The 23227-nt window shown below is 37.7% G+C and carries 17 protein-coding genes and 1 pseudogene; 5 read left to right on the top strand and 13 right to left on the bottom strand.

What is annotated here, in order from left to right; translation table 11 throughout:
- Window position 1: 1 nt before the first annotated feature.
- Together NPA36_RS04040 and NPA36_RS04035 are read right to left on the bottom strand one after the other, a co-directional pair.
- Complete coding sequence (locus tag NPA36_RS04040) at window positions 2-1981, bottom strand: V-type ATP synthase subunit I (protein ID WP_256944830.1); 1980 nt, start codon at window positions 1979-1981, stop codon at window positions 2-4.
- A complete protein-coding gene (locus NPA36_RS04035; protein WP_256944829.1) occupies window positions 1968-2294 on the bottom strand; it encodes a hypothetical protein in 327 nt (108 codons plus the stop codon). The genes NPA36_RS04040 and NPA36_RS04035 overlap by 14 nt, the downstream gene beginning before the upstream one ends.
- A gap of 270 nt (window positions 2295-2564) precedes the next feature.
- On the opposite strand from NPA36_RS04035, the gene NPA36_RS04030 reads away from it, so the two are divergent.
- On the top strand, window positions 2565-2906 hold the full coding sequence (locus NPA36_RS04030) for a hypothetical protein (protein ID WP_256944828.1): 342 nt from the start codon (window positions 2565-2567) through the stop codon (window positions 2904-2906).
- Between the two features lie 107 nt (window positions 2907-3013).
- Here NPA36_RS04030 and cls read toward each other — a convergent pair whose 3' ends face one another.
- The 7 genes from cls to uvrB all read right to left on the bottom strand — a co-directional run bounded on the left by cls (window position 3014) and on the right by uvrB (window position 13226).
- On the bottom strand, window positions 3014-4462 hold the full coding sequence (gene cls, locus NPA36_RS04025) for a cardiolipin synthase (protein WP_256944827.1): 1449 nt from the start codon (window positions 4460-4462) through the stop codon (window positions 3014-3016).
- Window positions 4463-4491: 29 nt separating this feature from the next.
- On the bottom strand, window positions 4492-5097 hold the full coding sequence (locus NPA36_RS04020; protein ID WP_256944826.1) for an energy-coupled thiamine transporter ThiT: 606 nt from the start codon (window positions 5095-5097) through the stop codon (window positions 4492-4494).
- A gap of 71 nt (window positions 5098-5168) precedes the next feature.
- Window positions 5169-6848, bottom strand: a complete 1680-nt coding sequence (locus tag NPA36_RS04015; protein WP_256944825.1) for a ribonuclease J — start codon at window positions 6846-6848, stop codon at window positions 5169-5171.
- Between the two features lie 72 nt (window positions 6849-6920).
- Entirely contained in the window at window positions 6921-7973 is a 1053-nt protein-coding gene (locus NPA36_RS04010) for an aspartate-semialdehyde dehydrogenase (protein WP_256944824.1), read from the bottom strand.
- A gap of 505 nt (window positions 7974-8478) precedes the next feature.
- The gene (gene pnp / locus NPA36_RS04005; RefSeq protein WP_256944823.1) at window positions 8479-10590 is read right to left on the bottom strand and encodes a polyribonucleotide nucleotidyltransferase; all 2112 of its coding nucleotides are present in this window, start codon (window positions 10588-10590) and stop codon (window positions 8479-8481) included.
- 198 nt (window positions 10591-10788) lie between these two features.
- Window positions 10789-11058, bottom strand: a complete 270-nt coding sequence (gene rpsO, locus NPA36_RS04000) for a 30S ribosomal protein S15 (RefSeq protein WP_256944822.1) — start codon at window positions 11056-11058, stop codon at window positions 10789-10791.
- A 179-nt stretch (window positions 11059-11237) separates the two neighbouring features.
- Window positions 11238-13226, bottom strand: a complete 1989-nt coding sequence (uvrB, locus tag NPA36_RS03995) for an excinuclease ABC subunit UvrB (RefSeq protein ID WP_256944821.1) — start codon at window positions 13224-13226, stop codon at window positions 11238-11240.
- A 268-nt stretch (window positions 13227-13494) separates the two neighbouring features.
- On the opposite strand from uvrB, the gene rpsT reads away from it, so the two are divergent.
- Entirely contained in the window at window positions 13495-13749 is a 255-nt protein-coding gene (gene rpsT / locus NPA36_RS03990; protein ID WP_256944820.1) for a 30S ribosomal protein S20, read from the top strand.
- 83 nt (window positions 13750-13832) lie between these two features.
- Here rpsT and holA read toward each other — a convergent pair whose 3' ends face one another.
- Genes holA through NPA36_RS03975 form a run of 3 tightly spaced genes read right to left on the bottom strand, consistent with a single transcriptional unit; the run spans window position 13833 to window position 17979 of the window.
- Window positions 13833-14870: a DNA polymerase III subunit delta gene (holA, locus tag NPA36_RS03985; RefSeq protein WP_256944819.1), complete on the bottom strand. Its 1038-nt coding sequence runs from the start codon at window positions 14868-14870 to the stop codon at window positions 13833-13835.
- A gap of 51 nt (window positions 14871-14921) precedes the next feature.
- Entirely contained in the window at window positions 14922-17285 is a 2364-nt protein-coding gene (locus NPA36_RS03980; RefSeq protein ID WP_256944818.1) for a DNA internalization-related competence protein ComEC/Rec2, read from the bottom strand.
- Window position 17286: 1 nt separating this feature from the next.
- A complete protein-coding gene (locus NPA36_RS03975) occupies window positions 17287-17979 on the bottom strand; it encodes a ComEA family DNA-binding protein (protein ID WP_256944817.1) in 693 nt (230 codons plus the stop codon).
- 579 nt (window positions 17980-18558) lie between these two features.
- On the opposite strand from NPA36_RS03975, the gene NPA36_RS03970 reads away from it, so the two are divergent.
- The 3 genes from NPA36_RS03970 (at window position 18559) to NPA36_RS03960 (ending at window position 23093) form a co-directional block, all read left to right on the top strand.
- Complete coding sequence (locus NPA36_RS03970) at window positions 18559-19728, top strand: galactokinase (RefSeq protein WP_256944816.1); 1170 nt, start codon at window positions 18559-18561, stop codon at window positions 19726-19728.
- Between the two features lie 38 nt (window positions 19729-19766).
- A complete protein-coding gene (galT, locus tag NPA36_RS03965; RefSeq protein WP_256944815.1) occupies window positions 19767-21236 on the top strand; it encodes a UDP-glucose--hexose-1-phosphate uridylyltransferase in 1470 nt (489 codons plus the stop codon).
- A 165-nt stretch (window positions 21237-21401) separates the two neighbouring features.
- On the top strand, window positions 21402-23093 hold the full coding sequence (locus NPA36_RS03960; RefSeq protein ID WP_256944814.1) for an IS1634 family transposase: 1692 nt from the start codon (window positions 21402-21404) through the stop codon (window positions 23091-23093).
- A 30-nt stretch (window positions 23094-23123) separates the two neighbouring features.
- Here NPA36_RS03960 and NPA36_RS03955 read toward each other — a convergent pair.
- Window positions 23124-23227 (bottom strand): annotated as a pseudogene (locus NPA36_RS03955) (IS982 family transposase); the annotation flags it as partial.

Raw genomic sequence — 23227 nt, 5'->3', positions numbered from 1 at the left:
CTTATTTTTCCTCCATTTTTTCTGTTTTATTTGCATTAATATAAATATATTTTTCGTAGGTCTTAAAAGGATTAAAGGCACGTCCGCCACCTTCGTAGAATTTACCGAAGAATTCGACAAACTGAAGTCTCATACCATGTACATAGGCCCCTAAGAAAGATAAGAAGATATTCAAAGCGTGTAGAGCGATGAATAATAGAAGACCAACAGTAAACCTAGCAATCGGCGGTAAGAATCCGACTAGCAAGTTAAAGGCTGATGCAATACTTCCTCCAGAAACTGCTAGTGCCATCAAACGTGTATAACTGACCATATCCCCAACATAACCACTGACACCATAAAGATTGTACAAACCTGATGCCAAACCTGCCGCCTTATTCTTAGAGGCAAAGACAGAAACGAGCACAATCACAACAGCCGCCACAATAGCTAACCACATACCCACTTGTGCAAGAAGTGGTTGGTGAATCACCATTGAACCTAGTACATAAGAGATACCACCAATAAAAATCAGTAACCAGCCGATATGGTTGAGATAGGCATTGACATAATCTTTTTTCTTCACATTGGTATAAGCTCCCAGCGCCAGACTAAGCATAATCTGAATGACCCCGAATATGATTGACATAAGCATTAAGGTCGTCATATCTGTTGATAAGGACAAAATCCTAAATGGCAGATCAAAACCAAGGAATGAACCAAAAACCAAGCCCCAGATAATAGTTGGATACGATAGGGCATGGAAAAATTGTATATTTTTCTTAAAGCCCTTGTCCAAGTGCAAGAAACGCAACATAGCATAAGTTCCTAGCCACAAAAGAATTCCATAGCCAACGTCTGCTGCCATAAGCCCAAAAAAGGTCATATAAAATGGCATCATAAACGGTGTCGGATCCAATTCACCATACTTAGGTAACCCATACATGCCGACCAGAGATTCAAATGGTGCCACAAATTTGTGGTTTTCCAGAGAAATTGGAACCTTATCGAACTCTTCTTGGTCAATTTCTTGCTCAAAAAAGGCATATTCAGCTGAAGGAATACGATTGCTAAGTTGGTTTCTGACCTGTTCAACATCTTTTTCCTTTAGCCAACCTTCCATAATAAACAAATGGTTAGTCGTTAAAAATAGTTCTTTACTTCTTTCTTTTTCCAATTCATTATAAGCAACTTCACTAGCTAGCTGTAATTGATAAGCTGTATCTTGGTCCTTAGCGATCTCTTTTTTCACATCACTCAACTCAAGAGCTAATGATTTTTGACGGTCTAAAACTGACCTCAGTTCAACTTTAGGGGATTGTTTAAAGGGATAACGGAAACGCGTAAAGTGAGCTTGTATAAGGTCTTCCTTAATTAGTTCTCTATCTTTACGAGAATAGGTCAAAAGAACCCCCACTTCATCCCGAGTATGAAAAATTTCATTAACGAATATTAATTCGCTATTGTCTAGCACCTTACGATACTGATTGTCCACGGTTTGAGGAATAGTCCCCAAGATGGTTTTAGTGTATTGTTGGTGCGCCAACTCGTTAGGGTGGAAATAAAGACCTTCCCATTTTCTAAGCAGCTCTTCCTTGTCCAACAAATCTTTGCGTTCATTTTCAAGGTCAGTTGTTCGTTTTTGGTAATCTTTTACCAATTGTAATTTTTCATCAATGGTAAAATCTGCTACTTTTGAGGAGAGTTCATCTAAACGATACTCTTCTCGAGGGTTTTTATATTTTTGAATAAACGATACTTGTGGTTGATTCCTTTTTAAGAAGGATAGTGAGTCTTCCAATAAGGTATGAAAATCCTCCTTTTCTTTGATCAGATCTTGCCTTTCATCACTAGAAGAAAGAAAAATCGTTTCATCCATGTCTTCCTCAATAGGAGATTCAATAAATTCTAAATTTTGCAATTCTTGAATAGCATTTAGCAATTCATCCTTCAATTGATTAGGGGCCACAAGCATGACTTTTTTCATTTTAGCTATTGCCATATCGCTTTAAGACCTCCTTAATTGTTTCTTGAATCAATTCTTCTTTTCTTTGAGAAAAACCATCACTTAACTGATTGATTAAGTCTTGGGCCTCTTGGGAAGTCTTCTGTAAAAATTGATCATTTTTTTCTTGATTCTTTTTATCTAGCTCATTTTTATATTCCGCTAAGGATTGCTCCATATTGCTCTCAGCATCTTTAATCTTATTGCTAGTTTCCGTTTCAATATCTTTTATCTTCTTTTGATAGTCTTGTTGAATGTCAAGAGCAACCTGTTCAATATCTTGGACAGACTCTAAAATTTTTGTAGTCATCTTTCCACCTCCAATCAAGAAAACATCTTGAATACCATAGGACTTACTCTAACCATTATAGACTTATTTTTTCAAGGTATCAAATCTCTTTATCCCTACTAGGGCAATAAGTTTGAATACTAGCTCTTATAAATTGAAAACTTATATATAGGAAGAAAAGAGATTATGGACTAAAAAATATTTTTTTATTTTTTTGATTTTTCCTCTTGCATTATAGAACAATTGTTCGTATAATAAGAATACAAACAAACGTTCGAGGAGGAACTAACCATGGAATTACGCAAACATCCACTAACATCAATCTTTCAACCTTTTATCCAATCTTTACAGTCTAGCAATGATGAATTTTATAGTTTTGATGAAACTGAAACTCGTATTGCTTACTTCATGCCCTTGGTTGACCTTGTTGAAACTATCCACCAAGCCTATTATTTTAAGAAAGCTATTTGCTTAGAATTCGAACAAAAAGATGAGGATGGTTTTGTCTATAAAGTTGTTGCTAACGGAACCATTCAAACCCCTATCTTAGAAAATAATCGTGTTGCCTTTACAGACCAGTCCAACATCACTCACCTTTTAAGCCTAGAACAATTACTAACTGCTAAAATCTAGTTCAAAATTCGCCATTTATTAAACAAAGTGTATACATAAAAACCACTTAAATCAAATAATGTTGATTTAAGTGGTTTTTAGTTTGCATTAGTAGTAAGTGTTCCAGTCTAAAGAATTGGAGAAAATAATCTTGAGAATGTCTGTTTGAATTTGAGCCATGATGATTGTTTCTCGAAATAAGATTTAGTTGCTTCGGTACAATCCTTAATATCTTCCATAAAAGTAGCTTCCATTTTTTTGGCAAACTCAGCATCGTAGATAAAAGCATTGACTTCAAAATTCAGTTTAAAGCTACGAACATCAAAGTTAGATGTCCCCACCGTTGCGGCTTGGCTATCAACGACCATGGTTTTAGCATGCAAAAAGCCATTCTGATAGATATAGACTTTGACACCTGATTCAATAATTGTTTTTGAATAAAATTCCGTAGCTCTATAGACAAATGGGTGATCCGGCTTTGATGGAATCATAATTCGCACATCAACACCAGATAAAGCAGCGATAGACAAGGCTTCTAGCACACTCTCGTCAGGAATAAAATAAGGAGATTGAATATAGATAGACTCCTTAGCCATAGAAATCATCTTAATAAAGCCCATTTTAATTTTTTGAAAATCACTGTCTGGTCCATTTGACACAATTTGCATTGAGCTAGGACCTAAAGATTTTGAAATCGGAAAATAACTTTCTGAATATTCTCTGCCGTGTGTTTCAGAAACAACTGCATTCCAATCGATAAAGAAACGAGATTGTAAGGTTAATACCGCATTTCCTTGAATCCTTAAATGTGAATCTCTCCAGTAGCCCATTTTTGAGATACCTAGATACTCATTACCAATATTGAAGCCACCAACATATCCAATGACACCATCGATGACTACAATCTTTCTATGGTTACGGTAGTTGATTCGAAAGTTAATAAAGGCAAATGATTGTGAGAAGAAGGAGACTGCTTTTCCACCAGCTTCTTCTAGTTTCTTCCAAAATTTTCTAGATGTTGTTCTCGAACCCATGGCATCATAGATAACCAGAACCTCAATACCTTGACTTGCTTTTTCAATCAGAGCGTCCATAACTCGTCGACCTAAGTCATCATCTTTAAAAATATAATAAATCATATGGATATGGTGCTTAGCATTCAAGATATCTTCCATCAACTGGGCAAATTTCTCTTCCCCATCAATAATTAGCTCAACTTTGTTGCCTTTAGTAATAATTGACTCATCACTTTCCAAAAATAAGGTCGCTAAATCTTTTAAATAGATATTATTTTCAAATACAGGTAAAACAGTACCTTCTCCTAATAATTCCAATTGTGAGTTGGCAATTTCTGAAATCCCTAGAGTTTCTTGTGATTTTAAATCAAATATATTCTGCTTGCTTAATTTTTTTCCGAAAAATAAGTACATGATGAACCCTACGACTGGCAATAAAAACAATACCAAAAGCCAAGCCCAGGTTGCAGATATTTCTCGAGTGTCTTTAAAAACAGTGATGATTGCAGCAACCGTATTGATAAAGATAACAAGTGTAATAATCGCTACAGTTATATTCATCCCTCTCAGCTCCCTTTTTTGACTGGCTATCAGTCATTTAATAAATGAGATTGCTCTCTCCTTGTAAGGAAACGAGTTTGTTTTGGAATAAGCGCTGTTGGAAGTAGATAGGCCAGCAAGACAAATATTAGGATAGCTAATCCAGCAGTCAAACACCAAGTCAACCATGTATTTGATAAAGTTGACATAATATCTGCTTGTTGTTGAGATAAAAAGGTGTTTGCTGTAAGCGAGCTAGCTAAGACATGTGTCACCCAGGAAAGGAGACTAGCTAAAAGTGTTCCTGTGGTGACGTTTAAAACAGTGGAAGACTTTCTGCGATTAAAAGCCGTGCGTACCGTATTACGAGCAAAAATACCTGCTACACCAATTAATGTGTAAGCTAAAATGGAATCTAGTCCTAGACGAAGCCAGTCAAGGTTGCCTGCCCCAACAATCAAGCCGTTTACTAGCCCAAAAATCAAGCCACTAAGCAATCCTGGAAGTAAACCTTGTCTAAAGGCTAAAAATAATAAGGGTAAAATGGCTAAATCAATGGCATGTCCCATAATTTGGAGGGGCACAAAAGATAAGGCAACAGAAACAATAATAGCGATTGCTGCTTCACCAGTAATTCTAATTAATTTTGAATTCATATAAATCTCCTTTAAATCCTATAAGAGTAAAGCCAGCCATGACGATTGGACTGGCTTTGCTCTTTTTAATTTTAGTTATTTTTTTGATAGTTGGATGCTTCCATAATAATTGGAAGGATTACCGGTCTACGTTTGGTTTTATCAAACAAGTATCGGCTTAGGGAATCCCTAACCTCTTGTTTTAGCCTTGGCCACTCAAAGTCGCTTTGAGCTAGATTGGCTTCGACTACCTCACGAACAATGTCAGAAGACTCTTGTAAGAGGTCCTCACTGGTTTTCATGTAGACAAAACCACGGGATACAATTTGAGGGCCAGTCAAAATTTTTCCAAGACGGCGAGAAATGGTGACCACAGCCACAAAAATACCATCTTCGGATAGAATTTTACGGTCTTTCAGGACAATATTTCCAATGTCACCCACACCAATTCCATCCACCAATACATTACCAGCTGGCACTTGTCCAGCAGCATTCATTCTACCATTTTTAATCTCGATAATATCTCCCTTACCAGGAATGTAGATATTTTTATAAGGGATACCTAATTCGTTTGCCAACTCAGCATGAGCGAGTAGGTTGCGGTATTCTCCTTGAACCGGGATAAAGAATGTTGGTTGCAGGAAGTTGATCATAAGTTTTAAATCATTAGGTGTTGCATGCCCACTTGCCTTACTCATACTAGCCATTTCGAAAACTTCTGCTTCCGCTCGATAAATCATATCCTTGGTACGAGCTAAAGCTGTTTCCATGGCGATAGAAGGAGTTGTGGCAATATAAACCAAGTCTCCTTGATGTAGGTTAATCTGTTTATGACGTCCTAGTGCCATTTTTTGTAAGGCTTTGATTGGCTCACCGGCGTTACCCGTTTCTAAGACAACCAATTTTTCATCTGGTAAGTTTTTCATTTCCTTAGCAGTAACAATCAAATCTGGTGATGGAACGGTTAGTTTGTGCAATCTGATAGCGATATCCACAATTTCTTCCAATTCAACACCTGTTAGGAAAATCTTGCGACCTGACTCTTGTGCAGCATTGAAGACTTGCTGAATCCGCAAAATGTTGCTAGCAACACAGGCAACAATAATACGACCTGACGCATTTCTAAAAGTATCTAGCATCCCTTCAGCAATTCGACGGTCACTAATATTTTCAACAGGGCTTTCAGCGTCACTAGAATCACTCAAGAGGGCTAAAACATAGTCCTCACCGATATCGGTAATTTTCCCAAAATTACTTTGATACTCAATAGTCGCACTTTGATCAAATTTAAAGTCACCAGTGTATACAATATTGCCATCATCCGTTTTAATGACAATAGCTACTGAATCAGGGATAGTATGGGTAGTTTTAAAAAAACGAACCATCGTTTTCCCAAAATCAATTTCCGTATTTTCATTAATGACATGGTAATCATCAAAATTTTTGACTAAACCTGATGACTCCACAAACAATTTGGCCAGAGCAATGGTTAACTCAGTCCCAAAAACTGGCGCATCAATATTTTGTAGGAAGTAAGGTAGTGCTCCTACAGCATCCGCATGTCCATGAGATAAAAACACCCCAGCAATGCGATTTTTATTTTCTTCTAAGTAAGTGAAGTCAGGAATGACCACATCAATTCCTAATAATTCATCTTCTGGATAGACCAGACCACAATCCAATACAAAGATGTCTTCATCTACTTCTACTACATACAAACTTTTTCCATTTTCTCTTACCCCACCAAGGGCAATAATTTTAATTGAACTCATGGTTCACCTCGTTTTTCTTATCTAGTCTTATATGTAAGACTGTTTATTTGAATATAAAATTGTTTGGAGACACTAATTGGCTCCATGTACTAAATCTAGTTTGATTAAACTTTCAGCTATTTGAATACTGTTGCTGGCAGCCCCTTTTAAGAGATTGTCTGAAACAATCCACATATGGAAGCCTGTTTCCACATCTAAGTCTTTACGAATTCTACCAACAAAGGTTTCCGTTTTTCCTATCGATGTCAACGCTGTTGGATAGACTTGTTGGCTAGGGTCGTCTTGTAAAATAACACCCGGTGCATTTGATAAAACCTGCTGGATCTCCTTAACAGTGATACCTGCCTTCTCCAACTCAATATAAACTGACTCAGAATGTCCTGATGCAACGGGAATTCTAACACAAGTCGCAGCAACACTTAACGTTGGATCCTCTAAGATTTTCTTAGATTCATTGATCATTTTCCATTCCTCAAATGTGTAACCGTCCTGGTCAAAGAGATCTATTTGCGGTAAGGCATTAAAGGCAATAGGGTAATGTTTTTTATCTGAACTCGAAGGTAAGATATTTGCTACTAAGTCCTCCCCATTCAAATAGGCTTTGGTTTGGTCTTCCAATTCTTTCACTGCTTGAAGTCCTGCACCACTAACAGCTTGGTAAGTTGAGACAATAATTCTCTTTAAGCCAAACGCTTGCCTGATAGGCTCTAGTGCCACCATCATCTGTATGGTTGAACAATTTGGGTTGGCAATAATACCGTTGTGATGTTTGAGGGCGTGTTCATTCACCTCTGGAACGACTAAAGGCACATCTGGGTCCATACGAAAGGCACTGGTGTTATCGATAACAACCGCACCAGCTCTAGCAGCGATAGGCGCAAATTTCTTAGAAACACTTCCACCAGCACTAAAAATAGCAATGTCTACATTATCAAAGGATGACTCAACCAGTTCTTCAATGACAATCTCTTGCCCTTTAAACGTAATTGACTTGCCCGCTGAGCGTTTTGATGCTAATGGCCGTAAGTTTTTGATTTGGAAGTTAACGGCTTCTAAACCTTCAATTACCTTCTGTCCAACTGCTCCACTTGCACCAACAAGAGCAATAGTATATTCACTTTTCATTGTTTACCTCCATGGTTAGAATTCATTATTCATCTATTAAGTTAACCCTTATCTAAACAAACTATACAATTTGAATATTCTTCTAATAAGGATACCATATTATGACGTCATTTGCTCATTATAAAGGAGTATGAACATGAAAATATTTGTCTTATGAAAATTTTGCATCTGCAAATGGTCAAATAAGGGGGACAAAAAGTCTGTAATAATATAAAAGCATTCAAAACATAAAATAGTTCCCCAGAAATCTATCCGAAATATCGGTGTAAAGCATAGCTGACGCACAGTGGATGATTCGGCTTCAGCCGATTACAGCCACGTAGACAGCTAAGCCAGTGAGAGCTAGGCTCACGGCAATGCCACCGTTCCCATTTCTGTTAGATTTCTGGGGAACTATTTTATTTGGTTACCATTTGGACATTTTGCCCAGCCCCATCTCCATGGCTTACATGAACAAAAAATGCTACAAATCAAAACTGATTCGTAGCACTCTTATCGTTTTCTATTATTTTGCTTCAGGCTTTTCAATCAATACTGTAGCAGACAGATTGATACGGCCTTGGCGGTCGATTTCGATGACTTTCACCTTGATAGTATCCCCAAGTTTTAGAACATCTTCTACTTTGGCAATTCTTTCGTGAGCAATTTCAGAAATGTGCAGTAATCCATCTTTTCCTTTGCTGATTTCTACGAAAGCTCCGAATTTTTCGATACGTTTAACGGTACCTTGGTAAACTTGGCCAACTTCGATGTCACGAGTTAAATCTTCAATAATGGTCTTAGCACGTTGAATCATATCGTAGTCCGTTGAGGCAATTGAGATATTTCCATCTTGGTCGATGTCAATCTTAACACCTGTTTCGTCAATGATACTGTTAATGGTGTCTCCACCACGACCGATAACCACTTTAATCTTGTCAGGAGCAATATGAATCATTTCAATCTTAGGTGCATATGGGCTCAATTCTGGGCGTGGTTGCGCTAAGGTTGACGTTAATTGGTCTAGGATTTCGAAACGAGCTTTTTTAGCTTGGCTTAGAGCTTCAGTTAAGATTTGTTCTGTAATTCCTTGAATCTTGATATCCATTTGAAGTGCAGTGATACCTTCTTTGGTTCCAGCAACTTTAAAGTCCATATCACCTAAATGGTCTTCCAACCCTTGAATGTCTGTCAAAACAGTATAGTTTTCACCATCTGAAACCAATCCCATAGCAATCCCAGCTACTGGTGCTTTAATAGGCACACCAGCATCCATCAATGCTAGCGTTCCAGCACAGATACTTGCTTGAGAAGAAGAACCGTTAGATTCTAGTACTTCAGAAACCAAGCGAATAGTATAAGGGAAAGCCTCTGGATCAGGAATAACTTGTTTTAAGGCTCTTTCTCCAAGAGCTCCATGACCAATTTCACGACGACCTGGACTACCTGCACGACCTGTTGAGCCGACAGAGAATTGTGGGAAATTGTAGTGGTGGATGAATCGTTTGCCATCTTCAATCCCTAAGCCGTCAATGACTTGAGACTCACCTAATGGAGCTAGAGTTGCTGCTGTAAGAGCTTGTGTTTGTCCTCTAGTAAATAATCCAGATCCATGAACACGTGGCAATAAGCCTACTTCAGAAGCCAATGGACGAATTTCGTCGATTTGACGGCCATCAGGTCTGATTTTTTCAACGGTGATTAAACGACGAACTTCATCTTTTTCTAGATTTTCTACTAATTGAGCAACTTGTTTCATCAAGTTTGCTGCATTTTCTTCTTCAGCTAAAACTGTTTCAAAATGCAATTTAGCAGCATCTTTCACTTTTTCAATGTTTTCTTCACGAGCTAATTTTTCTTCTGTTTGAATAGCATGAACCATGGCTTGACTGAATAAGTCTTTTACTTGCAATTCAATCTCTGAATCAAAAGTTAATAGTTCAATATCCATTTTAGGTTTGCCAACTTGTGCCGCAATCTCATTTTGGAAAGCTACTAATCGTTTGATCTCTTCGTGACCAAATAACAAAGCCCCTAGCATATCTTCTTCAGAAACTTCTTGTGCTGAACTTTCCACCATATTGATAGCTGTCGCAGTACCTGCCACTGTCAAGTCAATATCAGATAACTCTCTTTGTTCAACAGTTGGGTTAATCACATATTCGCCATTAACACGACCAACATCTACTCCAGCAATTGGTCCATCAAATGGAATATCTGAAATACATAAAGCTAGAGAAGAACCAAACATTGCTGCCATTTCTGGAGAACAATCTTGCTCAACAGACATAACGGTGTTGGTGATTTGGACTTCATTTCTAAATCCTTCTGCAAACATTGGACGGATTGGGCGGTCAATCAAACGAGCTGTTAAAGTTGCACGTTCACTTGGACGACCTTCACGTTTGATAAAGCCTCCTGGGATTTTACCAACAGAATACATTTTTTCTTCATAGTTAACGGTTAGTGGGAAAAAGTCTGTATCTTTTGGTTTCTTAGAGCCTACTGCTGCTGTTAAGACAACTGTATCGCCGTAACGAACCAATACGGCTCCATTTGCTTGCTTAGCAAGTTGGCCGATTTCGACTTGAAGAAGTCTTCCGCCCCATTCATATGAGTATACTTTTTTCTCTGACATATATTGCTCCTTTTCTTTTGAGAAATCTTTTAAACCTACTATTACAAATGTTAATCGATAAAAAACGGCTTTTACAAACTAACATTTGTAAAGTAAGTGTGATTAAAAGTTCCCAAGGGTATTTTTTGTCGTTAGATTTCATCAAAAAAGGCGAGACCCATAGCATAGTGTATGAATCCCGCTTTAATGGCATTAGGATTAACGACGTAAACCTAAACGTTGAATTAGGTCACGGTAACGTTGAACGTCTTTTTCACGTAAGTAAACTAATAAGTTACGACGGTGACCAATTTTCTTCATCAATCCACGTTGTGAATGATGGTCTTTTTTGTGAACACGGATATGTTCATTCAAATGGTTGATTTCATAAGTTAATACAGCAATTTGTACTTCTGGAGAACCAGTATCTCCTTCGTGTGTTGCGTATTCGCTGATGATTTCGTTTTTCTTTTCTTTAGAAATTGCCATCTCTAAAACACCTCTCTTTCTTTAATATGCCCTATACTGAGTAAAACGTTGGTGACTCGCAAAACCGAGTGTAGGGTCTATGCACTAATGCACATTAAAAGATTATCTTAAATGGCTGCAAAAAGCAAGCTATTTCTCTGAAAAACTTAGAAAAGTAAGTACTTATTGCGGCTGCTCTTTTACAACTTATATTGTGCTCGCAATTCTAAGATGAAATCTCTCATCTCGGCTGCTCGTTCAAAATTCAAATCTTTAGCAGCGGCACGCATCTCTAATTCCATATGTTCAATCACTTCACGACGTTTTGGTGTCGTCATAGATTTGAAGTCATACATGTTATCCACTTCGGCTACTTTTTCAACGGCATGGGTAATGGAAATCAAATCTCGAATGTCTTTCAAGATAGTCGTTGGCGTAATGCCATGCTCTTGGTTGTAGGCTTCTTGAATTTCTCTACGACGATTGGTTTCATCAATCGCTCGCTGCATAGAATCTGTAATGTGGTCAGCGTACATAATAACCCGACCATTAGCATTCCGAGCTGCACGTCCGATAGTTTGAACCAAGGAACGTTCACTACGTAAGAAACCTTCCTTATCCGCATCCAAAATAGCTACTAGAGAGACTTCTGGTACGTCTAATCCTTCACGCAAAAGGTTAATCCCTACCAAGACATCAAACTCACCTAATCGCAGATTCCGAATGATTTCGGTACGTTCCAGTGTTTTAATATCACTATGCAGGTACTTAACCTTGATACCTACTTCTTTCAAATAATCCGTTAAGTCCTCTGACATCTTCTTGGTCAAGGTTGTGATAAAGACACGTTCATTCTTTTCAGTTCGTATATTAATCTCACTAACCAGATCATCAATTTGTCCCTTGATAGGACGAACTTCAATTGGTGGATCTAACAAACCAGTTGGTCGAATGATTTGTTGAGTTACTTGCGGTGTGCGCTCCAATTCATATGGACCCGGAGTAGCAGAGATATAGATAATCTGAGGAACGTGTTCTTCAAATTCTTCTAATCGCAGAGGACGATTGTCCAAAGCACTTGGCAAACGGAAGCCATATTCGATTAGACGTTCTTTTCTAGCCCTATCCCCATTGTACATGCCTCGAATTTGTGACATGGTGATATGGGACTCATCGATAACAAAGAGTGCATCCTCAGGGAAGAAGTCCAACAAGGTATACGGTGCTTGTCCCGGAGCTCTACCATCCATGTGTCTAGAGTAGTTCTCGATACCGTTACAATAGCCCATCTCCAACAACATTTCCAAGTCATAGTTAGTTCTTTGTTCAAGTCGTTGGGCTTCTAGTAGTTTATTGTCTGCCCGCAATTCAGCCAAGCGTGTGACTAACTCTGCTCGAATAGTTTCAACCGCTTGACGAGTTTGAACCTCGTTTGCCACAAAGTGAGTCGCTGGGAAAATGGGCACGTGTTCTACATCGGCTTTGATCTCTCCAGTTAGTACATCCACTTCACGAATTCGATCAATCTCATCTCCAAAAAATTCTACACGAATAGCAGAAGAGTCATGCGCTGCCAAGAAAATCTCAACCACATCTCCCCTAACCCGGAAGGTTCCCCGTCTGAAGTCAATATCATTCCGTTCAAATTGCATTTCGACCAGGCGATGTAACAATTGATTGCGTTCCATGGTCATTCCCTGACGAATAGATAACACATGATCACGGTAATCTTCTGGATTTACCAATCCATAAATACATGAAACCGAAGCCACTACAATGACATCTCTTCTTTCAAGTAATGAACTAGTGGCGGAATGACGCAATTTATCTATCTCATCATTGACACTGGATTCTTTTTCAATGTAAGTATCGCTAGATGGAACATAAGCTTCGGGTTGGTAGTAATCATAATAGGACACAAAATACTCAACAGCATTATCCGGAAAGAACTCTTTTAATTCCCCATAGAGTTGCCCTGCCAATGTTTTATTGTGTGCCAGAACCAAGGTAGGTTTATTGACCTCTTGAATAACATTGGCGATAGTAAAGGTCTTCCCCGTACCAGTCGCTCCAAGTAGGGTTTGGTCACGCCTGCCTTCTTCAAGACCAGCAACCAACTCCTTAATGGCTTGTGGTTGGTCACCTTGAGGACTATATTCCGATTGCAGATGAAATTGTTTTTCTAACATAAAACCATCCACTCCTCTTCTAATTCGTAATCGTTCATTAAGCTTCCTTCAACAGATTCAAGTATACCACTCGAACACATTTTCGCAAAAAAAATTGCACTAATAGTCAGGACAAATAAAGAAAGAAGAAATTTTTAAAAAAATACAACTGAATCAACATCAATTTTTTCTTTTTATTGCAAATGGCTATCTATTTCTGTATAATAACTCGTGTTGGAAACAACTGATCAGTGATAAAAAAGTGTCGATTGAAAGAGGGGTGAACCCATTGCCAAATATTGAATCACAAATTAAACGTGTTCGTACTAACGCTAAAGCAACTTTAGCTAACAATTCTCAAACTTCTGCTATGCGTACAGCTATCAAAAAATTTGAAACTGCTGTAGCTGAAGGCGCTGAAAACGTTGAAGAATTATTACGTGCTGCTCACAAAGCTATTGATGGAGCTGCATCTAAAGGTCTAATTCACAAAAACAAGGCTTCACGTGACAAATCTCGTTTAGCTGCTAAATTAAGCAAATAATGAATGACCATAAAATCTGTCTCACTAAATAGTGAGGCTTTTTTTATGGTCAATTTTTTTATTTACTATTAAGTTGTATGAAGCTATCTTACCTCTGCTAATTGTTGGCAGAATTTCAGAATGAAAATTTCAAACTGAATTTCCTTAATCCCACGGCCTGTTTTCATCTCATACTCAATCTCTACCAAACCAGCATAGGCACCCTCCAAAAGTTTAACCGGGTATTTACGAACTTGTTGCATAGCCAACTTGATTCGGTAAGGATGAATCCCTAATTTTTTCTGTATATCCCCTTCATGAAAACCTTGTTTGGACAAATAGGCAAGTTGTAAGAGTAGGCGAATTTGATTCAGGAGGATAGCATTTAACTTAATTGGATCTTCTTTTTGTAGCAAGAGGTCTCTGTAAATAGAAATAGCTCTGTAACCATTTCTATCCAGAACTGCCTGATTGAGTTCAAAAATATTCTGTTCCAGCGTTTTAGATACTAAGTCCTCCATCATCTGAACCGAAATCTCTTTGGAATCATAGGCAGCTAGTGCTAATTTATCCAGTTCATTCATGAGGATAGATAGGTTATAGTCGGTTTTTTCTAGAAGAAGTTCTTTGTTTTGGCTAGTCATATGAATCTCTTCTTCTTGCAGACGATCATTCAAGATATGTTTTAGTTCGGCTGGTGTTGGTGCTTGAACATCAATAACAGTTGCAACCTTTTTAAGAATCTTAACTACTTTTTTTCTTGAGTCTAATTTTTCATATGGCGCAAACATAACCAAAATAGTCGTCTCAGATGGGTTGGTTAAATAGTCTTGAAGGCTGTCTATATTGTGTTCCAATCGTGCTTTGTCACGCTCACCAGTTAAAAAATAAGGTTGGTCAACGAAAACTAGTCGTTTATCCCCAAAGAAGGGCAGTGATTCTGCATCTGCTAAGGCTGTTTGCAGCAAAACTTCTTCCATATTGTAGATTCCAACATTCAAGTCTTGATCTTCCTCAGCAATCATCTCATTCAAAAGAAAATTACGAACTTTTTTTTGTAAATACTGTTCTTTCCCCAGAACTAGATAGATCTTAGCTATATTTCCATTCTTTATGACCTTTAGCGATTCTTCTACTTTCATACCATCCCCCATTTCCATTCCATTTTATCACTTTACTTATACTTTGTCTTTTTATTCTTCATCTTTAAGGGTGGTTTTTATTTCTATTTGTCCATTTTTCACTTCCATGATGACTGCTCCATCAGAGTCGGTACGAAAATACGGTATAGCTAATTCTTCCAATCGCATGACCACGCTTGGATGAGGATGACCGTACCGGTTGTTTTTGCCCAAGGAGATTAAAGCCACTTGGGGTGCCAAACTTTCCAACCAGTCCTGACAAGAGGAAGTCTGGCTGCCATGATGAGCTAACTTAAGAACGTCAATCTTTAAATGAGGATAATCTGCCAACAGTTGATTCTCCCTGGCACAATCAATGTCCCCTGCTACCAACCAGCTTATTCCTTTTTCTTCCACAATAGTAACCAGAGAATCCTCATTAGAGCCTCTGGATATATTCTTAGGAGGGATAAAAGTTAGACTTAGGTCTATTAAAGTAAAATGACTCGGTTGGTCAATCAAAATGAGTTTCGGCTTACTCTTAAGAACATCAAGTTGTTGAAAAATTTCAAGCATAATCGGGTGCTCCTCCATCCCTTTTGACATGACCAAATAATCGGTAGGAATACTTTGCAACAAATCAGAAAGATTACCAATATGGTCTGCATCAGCATGGGTTAAAACTAGATAGCGTAAGGAGGAAATGCCTTGTGCCTTCAGAGCAGGAATCAGCGTTTTTGAGGCATGTGATGCTCTTGTTAGGTTGGTTTTCCATGCTGCTTTTTGGGAATAGTCAAACGTCACTTGCCCTCCTGTATCGATGAGAACAGCTTGGTTAAACCCTTTTTGCTGAAAGAGTGTTGCATCCCCTTGACCTACATCCACCATAATAACTTGTGAGTTTCCTTGATATTTAACAAGAACAAGACAAAGAATTAAGGAAAGTGATAAGCCAGCAAGTTTCTTTATGTTTGCATTGTTAGATTCTAGTTTCATAACCAAAGCAATAAGAATGACCATATAAACTGACCACTCTAGGACGTTTCCGTGTCCTGTAATCCACGTTGTCCAAGTCATCTTTGATAGATATGCCACAAAATTCTCTAAGATAGTTAAAATGGGATTAATCAAAGCAAAAAGTATTTGAGAAACAAAGGATATAGATAACCAAATAGACAGACAATAGCTAAACAAGCAAGGAATGATTAACTTTTTTAACAGCCATGACAAGACGATACTTAATAAAATACTCAACCAATTCCATTGATAAAAATTCATGCTGAGAAGTGGGACGGCAAAGAGAAAGACTAAAACTGACAAAAAAAGGCCTTCCATTTTGCTAGAAAGCGAACGACCTTTTATGGCCTTTGAACACAAGATGATGGCAGCAGTTAACCCGTAAGATAAGCAAAATCCTGCTGACAATAGACTATAGGGCTGAACCAATAAGGCAAGCACAAGAATAAAGGCATACACATCTACAGTGGATAGTCGTAACCATTTTATCTTCTTAGTAATAAGGGTTAGAATTGTCGTCAGTATGGCTCGACTTGCTCCGACCGGCCATGACAAGAGAAACCCATAAGCGATTAAGATAAGTGGCACTAATAGATAGGTTTTCTCTCGCGTAATACCCACTCGCCACATGAGACGAATCATCCAATCAGATAGAATAGCAATATGAAGCCCCGAAATAGCTAAAACATGCATGATACCTAAGACTTTGTAGTCTTCCAAACGTTCAGGATCAACGTATGAACGAATCCCTAGAATCAGGCCTAAACTGTAGTCTCGGATAAGACCTTGTTGACTTGATTTTATTTTACTGATGTGTCTATTTTTGAAAAAAATGAATTGTGATACCCAGTCATTGTTACGCTTATAATCAGAGATTCTTTCAATCTGCACCTGTTTAAAGATTCCCCTACTTTTTAAATAGTCAGCATAGTCAAAACCGTATGGATTGCGTTCGTGTTCTGGTTTCAGCACCAGCCCTTCAATCTTTAAGCTTATGACATGGTTTTCCTCTTGAAAAAAATATTTCTCTTCTTCGGATTTAATACGGTAAAAAAATGCCACTTCCTCACTTGGAGCTTTCTCTTGAAGAGTCAGCTTTCCATAGCCAGAAAGAGAGTCCCCATCTATTTTCAACTGACTTGGGTCTACACTTAACCAAGAGTTTTGTATGACTTCTTCTGCCAGATTGTTTTGCTGGACCTGATGAACAGACCAGATTCTAATAGCAAAAATTGCCACCAAAGATAAACTAACTAGCATTAATACTAGATTTCTTTCAAGTAACATTCGATAGGAAATCACCATTAGAAGTAGGCTTGGCAGTAATATAGGAGTGCCATTTAGAAACATGGCAAGAAATACTAAGATTAGTCCGCAGAATATCCAGAGGTTGTGCATCTCGTTTATCAAGCGTCTCATATCAATCTCCAACCGTAATCTGGTCTTTCAAGCTTTCAAAGGTTTTGTCACCTATTCCAGAGACATTTTTCAAGTCGTCAATCTGTTTAAAAGACCCCTTATCTTGTCGGTACTCAATGATTTTTTCAGCTTTCTTTTGTCCAATACCAGATAGTTGAGTCAAGTCACCAACACTGGCTGTATTGATATTAATCTTCCCACTATTTTTGTCGTTTTCTTGAGCGACCGGTTCAGTGATAAGCTCTTGGTCGGAAGTTTCCTGACTTTCTGTAACCTGGTTTTTATTAGGCACTATAATCATCATCTGGTCGGTCAGTTTTTGAGCTAGGTTAATCTGATCAACCTTAGCATCAGCAGTAAAGCCTTGTGCTTTATCAATTAAATCTTGCAATCGGTCCCCCTCGCTAAGTTGATAGACACCCGGTTTTTTGACCTCACCTTTGATGTCCACAAAAATATCTTGCTGCTGACTACTTTGACTTGTCTCTTCTATTGAAGTCACCTCAGAAGAAAGAATGCCTATGGAAGAAGATTCTGATAATAAGGTCAGTCCTTGAGGAACTTGGTCGGACTGACCTTTCCCCAAAGTCCAACCGATGATTCCTACAAAGCAAACTAAAAACACCCCTACTCCTCCAAAAACGATCAGTTTCTTTTCTTTCATTCCATCCAAAAATTCTTGAAATATTTCCAAACTATTCACCCCTCATAAATAGATAATGACCCCTCTATCTATAGATACGCAAAAAAACACCAAATTATTTTTATTGGTGTAATTTTTTTGGTATTTTTTTAGGTAACATAAAAGCTATAAAGAATGAAATTTATTTCTAAATCAAAAAAGTTTCCAAGGGATTTGGCAAAAAGTCAATCATGACTAATATTTTTTTTAAGCACAAAAGAGTTTTGCGAAAATCTTATCAGAAATAACGGTGTAAAGCATAGCTGGCGTACAGTGGATGTTTCGGCTTTAGCCGATTACAGCCACGTAGACAGCTAAGCCAGTGAGACCTTGGCTCACGGCAGTGCCACCGTTCTCATTTCTGATAAGATTTTCGCAAAACTCTTTTGTTTAAATAGCAGCATAGTTTTTTTGCCAAATCCCTTGGAAACATTTTTTGTTATAACCAATACTTTTATTCCCTTTCACCCACCAGTAAACTACAAGTAAAATATTCGGTAAAAATTTACTAAAACCTATTGATTATTTTATAGTAAAGCGTTATCATTACAATTAGGAGAAGAATATAAACAATTTTTAGGAGGAAACAGGATGACAAGTATTCAAACAAGTTTAGAAAGTACATTTATCAAGGTTTTTGGGCATGGAAAATTCAAACATTTTTTTGCACCAGGTCGTATTAATTTAATTGGAGAACATACTGATTACAACGGTGGCTTTGTCTTTCCATGTGCTATCACTTTAGGCACTTATGGTCTAGCAAGTCTGCGTGAAGACGACAAGTTACGTCTTTATTCTGAAAACTTTAAAGCAGACGGTATCCGTGAATTATCCATTAATGATCTGTCCTACAAGGAAGAAGATGGCTGGGCAAACTATGTCAAAGGTGTCCTACTCTATCTACAAGAAGATGGCTATGTATTAGATAAGGGCTTAGATATCTTATTTTACGGCAATATTCCAAATGGTGCTGGTCTATCCTCATCAGCTTCTATCGAACTACTAGTCGGTGTTATTGCACAAAACCTCTTCCAATTAGATGTGACTACTTTAGATTTAGTAAAAATAGGTAAACGAGTTGAAAATAACTTTATCGGTGTTAACTCAGGTATTATGGATCAGTTTGCCATTGGAATGGGTAAAAAAGACCATGCTATTCGTTTGGACACCAATACCTTAGTTTATGAATTGGTACCGGTAGAATTGGGCGACAATGTCATTGTCATCATGAACACCAACAAACGCCGTGAATTGGCAGACTCTAAGTACAATGAACGCTTTACAGAAACACGTCAAGCCCTGAAAGAACTACAAGCAGAATGTGACATTGAATCATTAGGCGAACTGGACTTAGAAACTTTTGAAAAACATCAACATCTACTTTCTTCAGAAACTCTAGTCAAACGTGCTCGACACGCAGTTACCGAAAACCAACGTACCATCGCAGCTAGCGAATTATTGCGTAATGGTGACCTAGAAGGCTTTGGTAAGCTAATGAAAGAATCTCATCTGTCAACTGAACTTGACTATGAGGTGACAGGTAGAGAGCTTGATACACTGGTTCATTCCGCTTGGGAAGTAGATGGCGTATTAGGCGCACGTATGACTGGAGCCGGATTCGGTGGTTGTGCTATTGCCATCGTTGCAAAAGACCAAGTAGATCAGTTTAAAGAAACTGTAGAAAACAACTATCTAAAAGAAATTGGTTATGCACCTTCCTTCTATATCGCTGAGATTAGTGATGGCGCCAAATTAGCATAAGCTTCACCATTTCTCAAAATATCTATTAGGAGGTCACTATGATTGATCAAACCATTCGTGATTTTGTTGAACTTGCCATAGAAAAAGAGCTTGTTGACCAGATGGATGCCATCCTTATCACGAACCAACTCTTGCACATCTTGCAAAAAGACGATCTTAACAAAAGCTTAAAAGCCAACCATGACCACGAGTCCCTCTTACCCTTGTTGGACCAAATGGTGAGCTATGCCATAAACCAAGGCATCATTGATAATAGTCAGAAAGAGCTATTAAAAGCAGAAATCATGGCTTTAGTTACTCCGCTTCCTTCTCAACTAAATAAAAAATTCTGGACTCACTATCAAGAAAACCCAGAAAAAGCGACAGATTATTTCTACCAATTGAGCCAAGACAATGACTACATCAAAACTAGAGCCATCGCCAATAACATTGAGTTTAGTCATGATAGCGAGTATGGTCCCTTGCAAATCACTATCAACTTATCTAAACCGGAAAAGGACCCAAAAGAAATTGCCAAAGCAAAATTGGCTAAAAGCTCTAATTATCCAGCTTCACAATTGACTATGACTAACGAGGGTTATTATGGACGACTAAATCACCCAGCACGATACAACCACCGTATTGTCCGGCTGCACCTAGAAGAGGACCCTTGGGGATTCCAATATTCACCTTACTCCTACTTCAATGAGCATTCCATTTTCCTTAGTCAGGAAGTCAGACCAATGCAGATTACTGAAAAAAGTATCCGCAATCTGCTCCTTATTATTCAACAATTTCCGCACTACTTTGTCGGGTCAAATGCAGATTTGCCAATCGTTGGAGGCTCAATCCTGTCACATGACCATTACCAAGCTGGCAGATATACCTTCCCAATGGAACTAGCCCCAGCAATCGAAGCTTTTAAGACGGATAAAGAAAGTGTAGAGATGACTATCGTCAAATGGCCCATGTCTGTTATTCGCCTTAGAAGCCAAAATATCGAAGATCTTAGTCAAGTAGCCGGACATATCCTAGAAAAATGGATTGACTACTCAGACCCAAGTCAAGATATAGTTGCATACACAGACGGAGTAAGGCATAACACTATTACCCCGATTGCTCGCTATAAGGACAATGCTTATGAACTAGATCTAGTCTTACGAAATAACCGGACTAGTGACCAGTACCCAGATGGCATTTTCCACCCACATCAAAACGTCCAACACATCAAAAAAGAAAATATTGGACTCATCGAAGTTATGGGCCTAGCTATTCTACCTCCAAGGCTAAAAGACGAACTACAAGAAGTTGAAAAATACTTACTTGACCAACCAAATCAATTAGCTCCAATGCACAAAGACTGGGCAGATAAGATAAAGGAAAGTCAAAGTATTAACCCAGAAAATGTGCATCAGGAAGTAGAATACGCAGTTGGAGAAGTCTTTAAACAAGTACTAGAAAACTCTGGTGTCTTTAAGCAGACTAAAGAAGGACAAGAAGCCTTTAAACGGTTTGTGGAAAGTTTGTAGACAAGCTAAAAATAGTGCAATTCCCGACTTTTACACTTGTAGAAAATTTTATCTCGAAAATACCCTGTAACCTCAAGGGATTTCGAGATTTCTTTTAGTTTAACGTTGTATATCTATAGTATTTATGTTATGATGGAATAACAAAGGTCATGGAGGGTTAAGACTATGAGCAGCATTCAAGTTTACAATAGTAGAGGCAACCGTTATGTTCGAATTGTAGAATCTTATCGAGATCCCATCACCAAGAAACCCAAAGTAAAAGTATTGAAAACTCTTGGTAGAGAAGATGAGCTAGAAGCCAGAGAACCCGGAATTGTTGAACGATTAAAGAGGGAATTTCAAGAATCAAGATCTTTGAGTAGCTCTATCAAAAATGACGCTATATTTGATAAAATTAAATCACAGCTAAACCGAGAGACTGAGATAGAAACCGAAGGGTTTCCGTTGATAAACTATGGTGTTAAAGTCTATGAAAAAATTTGGACTGATTTAAACCTCGACTATTTTTTTGACTATAGACAAAAGAAAGACTCTAAGATCACCTATAAGGTAAAAGAACTAGCCTCTCTTCTAGTCTATTCTAGATTGCTAGATCCAGGTTCTAAAAAGAAAACTTTTGAGCACCGTAATCAATTTTTACATGATATATCTGTTAGTTTTGAACATATTTATCGTGTATTACCATTTTTATCTGAACAAAAAATAAACCTAGAAAAGCATTTAAATCGACAGTTATCTAAAAAAATAGATCGAAATTTAAGCGTTGCTTTCTACGATGTCACGACTTACTATTTTGAATCTGTTCGAGCAGATGAATTAAAAAAATTTGGCTATTCCAAAGATAATAAAGTCAATCAAGTCCAAGTAGTTATGGGACTTTTGATTGATGATCATGGGATTCCAATTAGCTACGAAATATTCCCTGGTAATACCAATGATTTTAAAACGTTGGAACCAGTAATGAGACGATTGAAAGAAGAATATGGAATCAATAAAGTCATCGTAACAGCTGATAGAGGTTTGAACTCAAAACAAAATCTTGCATTTTTAAAATCCATTGGATTTGACTATGTTATGGCTTATAAGATTCGTTCTAGCAGTAAACAAGTAAAAAATCTAGTACTAGAAAATGGAGATTATACAAGTGTTTCCCAACAATTTAAATGGAAAGTATCTGATTTCAGTACTCAAGTTGTATACAACGGGCAGAAAATCCAATTAGATGACCAAATGGTCATTACGTGGAGTTCCTCTCGAGAAGCAAAAGATAAACAAGACAGAGAGAGACTGATTGAAAAGTCTTTAAAACTAGTAGAATCAAAGTCTGCCTTAAAAGCAGAACTGAAAAAGGGTGGGAAAAAATACGTTCAATTGAACTTATTGGAAGATGAGCAAATCAGCTTTAATCAAGAACGCTTAGCTCAAGATGAGCTGTTCGATGGCTACTATGGTATTCAGTTCTCAGATAAAACATTAGCACCAGAAAAAGTAGTGGATATTTATCACGGTCTATGGAAAATTGAAGAAAGTTTTCGAGTGATGAAAAGCAATTTTGAAGCTCGTCCTATCTTTGTTTGGACGGAAGATAGTATTAAAGGTCATTTTATCGTGTGTTACTTATCGCTGGTCATTCAACGATATTTAGAGTACCTTTTGAAACAAGAAGGGATTTCAATGTCAACTGAACGCATCCAGGACGCCTTACGACAAGCACAAGTTACTATCATCAAAGATAAAGAAACAAATGAAGCATTTTATGTCAAGAATGAATCTAACAAAGACCTATCCGTAATACTACAAGCATTAAAAATAAAAGAAATCCCTCAATTTGGGAAGTTGAAAGATTTAAAACGTTAGTATATATACACTACCCATAGTGCTAGTTGATTAACCACCCAAACATTCAAGACCAATGGAAAATTTTAATGTCCCATACTCTCTTTTATGAGCTTCAATCAACAATAGATTATAAAGAAGCACCGTTAATTGTA

The sequence above is a fragment of the Granulicatella seriolae genome, assembly GCF_024543085.1.
Classification (GTDB): Bacteria; Bacillota; Bacilli; order Lactobacillales; family Aerococcaceae; genus Granulicatella; species Granulicatella seriolae.
Note: the sequence above shows the minus strand (reverse complement) of the source record. Positions and strands in the feature narration are given on the sequence as shown.